The sequence below is a fragment of the Pseudomonas sp. SDO5532_S415 genome (assembly GCF_054071155.1).
Genome location: NZ_JBSVWS010000329.1, coordinates 1 through 2,562, shown reverse-complemented (window position 1 = coordinate 2,562; position 2,562 = coordinate 1). Strand labels below are relative to the sequence as shown.

Annotated in this window: 3 protein-coding genes; 2 read left to right on the top strand and 1 reads right to left on the bottom strand. The window is 59.6% G+C overall.

Features of this window, described 5'->3' with window-relative positions; translation table 11 throughout:
* Nucleotides 1-99: 99 nt before the first annotated feature.
* Nucleotides 100-1,140, bottom strand: a complete 1,041-nt coding sequence (locus tag ACW9HW_RS29830; RefSeq protein WP_457402917.1) for a patatin-like phospholipase family protein — start codon at nucleotides 1,138-1,140, stop codon at nucleotides 100-102.
* A gap of 214 nt (nucleotides 1,141-1,354) precedes the next feature.
* On the opposite strand from ACW9HW_RS29830, the gene ACW9HW_RS29825 reads away from it, so the two are divergent.
* Both ACW9HW_RS29825 and ACW9HW_RS29820 read left to right on the top strand, forming a co-directional pair.
* The gene (locus ACW9HW_RS29825) at nucleotides 1,355-1,633 is read left to right on the top strand and encodes a hypothetical protein (RefSeq protein ID WP_095196530.1); all 279 of its coding nucleotides are present in this window, start codon (nucleotides 1,355-1,357) and stop codon (nucleotides 1,631-1,633) included.
* A 110-nt stretch (nucleotides 1,634-1,743) separates the two neighbouring features.
* Nucleotides 1,744-2,502 (top strand): CHAD domain-containing protein, encoded by a 759-nt coding sequence (locus tag ACW9HW_RS29820; protein WP_095196531.1) that lies wholly within the window; start codon nucleotides 1,744-1,746, stop codon nucleotides 2,500-2,502.
* The last annotated feature ends 60 nt before the right edge of the window (nucleotides 2,503-2,562 follow it).

Below are 2,562 nucleotides of genomic sequence, written 5' to 3'. Positions count from 1 at the left end.
CACATTGGATCTGCTCCAGACACAAACTTTCCGAACACCGAAGATCAACTGTGGGAGCGAGCCTGCTCGCGAAGAGGCCGGATCATTCACTCGAGAACCTCAGGAATCCCGATCATTCTCATAGCGATCAAGGGTGTCTCGTGCAATTTCCCGCCCAAGCGCGATCAACTCCGGCGCCTTGTAGAACTCGAAAAAACGGCACACCCGCTTCGGCACGTTGATCAGGATGTCCGGCGGATAACCGGCGATCTTGTATTGCGCCAACGAAGTCTGCATCACCTCGAAGCTCTGGTTGATCAGATCCAGCAAGGACGCAGGTCCCACGTTGTCGATGATGAACGAGCCGGTGGCGGATTTCGGCGCACCGGCGCGTTCAGGCGCGGCTGCCGGTTGCTGGGCTTCGGGTTCGGCGGATTCGACCCAGGGGTTGATGTCGGCCGCCTCCGCCATCAACGCTTCTTTTTCCAGCAGCAACAACTGTTCGGCGGGTTTGCGCCGGAACGGCAGCTTCGAACCGAGCGAGTTGATCAGGCTGTCGAAGCGGGTCTTGAACGCGGCGGGACGCTGGATCACCGGCAGTTGATAGTGACGCTGGTTGGTGGAGTTAAGATTGACCGCGATGATCAAGTCGCAATGGCTCGAGACCACCGGCACGATCGGCAACGGATTGAGAATGCCGCCGTCCACCAGCATGCGATTGCCCTGCATCACTGGGGTAAACAGGCTGGGAATCGCCGCCGAGGCGCGCATGGCCTGGTGCAGGCAACCTTCCTGGAACCAGATCTCCTGCTGGTTGGTCAGGTCGGTGGCCACGGCCGTGTAGGGAATGCGCAGGTCTTCGATATTGATCTCGCCGACGATCTTGCGGATCTGCCCGAACACCTTTTCCCCGCGGATCGCACCCAGGCGAAAACTGACATCCACCAGGCGCAGTACATCGAGGTAATCCAGGCTTTCGATCCAGTCGCGATACTCATCCAGCTTGCCGGCGGCGTAGATCCCGCCGACCACCGCTCCCATGGAACAACCGGCGATGCAGGCAATGTCGTAGCCACGCCGTTCAATCTCCTGGATGACGCCAATATGGGCATAACCCCGGGCTCCTCCCGAGCCCAATACCAGTGCGACACGCTTTTTCATGAATCGCCCTCGTTTGAATGGTTCAACAATGCGCCCATCGAGGGGCGCGCTTCAATCGCAAGGTCGCTCAGTGAAGTGAGTGCGTCGTTTTATTGTTATGGCGGCACTTGATTATTCTCGCCAGCGCTATAGCTTGCGCAGGCGATGGACGGCACTTTTCCCGTGCCGGACCGTCCTACCTGCATGACTGTTTCTTATCTTTGAGGTGTGAGTGATGAAAGCCTGGATCTGTGTGCCATTGATTGCCCTGGCACTTGCCGGTTGCGCCGGTAAAACCGCTTATCGCGACAGCTGCGGCAGCAGTCTGGACGCGGCATGGCGTGAACTGGACCTGGCCAAGGCCGAGGGGTTCGCCGGGACCGTCAGCTACTCCAAAGCCCTGTCGCTGTTGACCGCGGCCAAGACCCAGCAGCAATTCGAAGGCTTTGAAGGCTGCACCAAGAAAGCCGAGAAGGCGCGTTTCTATATTCGCGAATCCCGCGCGGGGCGCTAAAGGATAAAAGCAGCTATAAGCTCTAAGCGACAAGCTGCAAGTCTGGCCGCGCTGCAATTCGACTTGCAGCTTATAGCTTGCCGCTTGCAGCTGTTTACGGAGTAACCCCCATGATTGACCGCTTGGTGGCCCATGTCCTGGGTCTGGAAGTTCGTCTGCTGGCGTGTCAGGCCCGCTTGAGTGCCCGCACCGATCCGGAAGCCTTGCATGATCTTCGTACCACGGTGCGCCGGTTGCGCAGCCTGCTGCGGCCATTGCGCGGCTTGCCGGGCGTCGAACAGCTGGAGACGGCAGCCTCCGGGGTCGGCGACCTGACCACGCCATTGCGCGATCGCGAGGTGCTGGCCGCCTACCTGCTCGAGCATGATCAAACCGAAGCCGCGCAGTGGCGCATGGCGCAGATGGCACAGGCGTATCCGGCAGTGGCGACGAGCACGGAGCTCGCGCAGTTGCTGATGATCCTCGACGCTTTTCCGCGGTTCTTGCGGGCGGCCCAGCGTCAGGGGTTGCTCAAGGGGCTGGGTAAACGCATCGAAAAACGCCTGGCCAAACAGTGGAAAAAACTCGACGAAGCCCTGCACGATCCGGCCCACGACCGTCACCGCTTGCGCCTTTTGATCAAGCGCGTGCGTTATGGCATCGAGGCCTATCCCGAGCTGGATCGTTTGCCGAAAGCGGCGTTGCCCAGGCTCAAGGCCGCACAGGGCGCTTTGGGGGACTGGCATGACTGTCTGCAATGGTTGGCCATCGCAGAGAAAGAAGCGGATCTGCAACCCTGCGTCGCGACCTGGAAAACCACAATGGCCGAAGCCGAACAGCGTTCCGACCGCGTCCTCGACAAACTCGACAAGGCCTGTTTCAAATCCTGAATCCACTACATATTCCCTGTGGGAGCGAGCCTGCTCGCGAATGCAATCTGTCAGATGAAT

Coding starts and splice junctions, on each gene's coding strand:
- ACW9HW_RS29830 (WP_457402917.1), bottom strand. CDS start 1,140: ATGAAAAAGCGTGTCGCACTGGTATTGGGCTCGGGAGGAGCCCGGGGT.
- ACW9HW_RS29825 (WP_095196530.1), top strand. CDS start 1,355: ATGAAAGCCTGGATCTGTGTGCCATTGATTGCCCTGGCACTTGCCGGT.
- ACW9HW_RS29820 (WP_095196531.1), top strand. CDS start 1,744: ATGATTGACCGCTTGGTGGCCCATGTCCTGGGTCTGGAAGTTCGTCTG.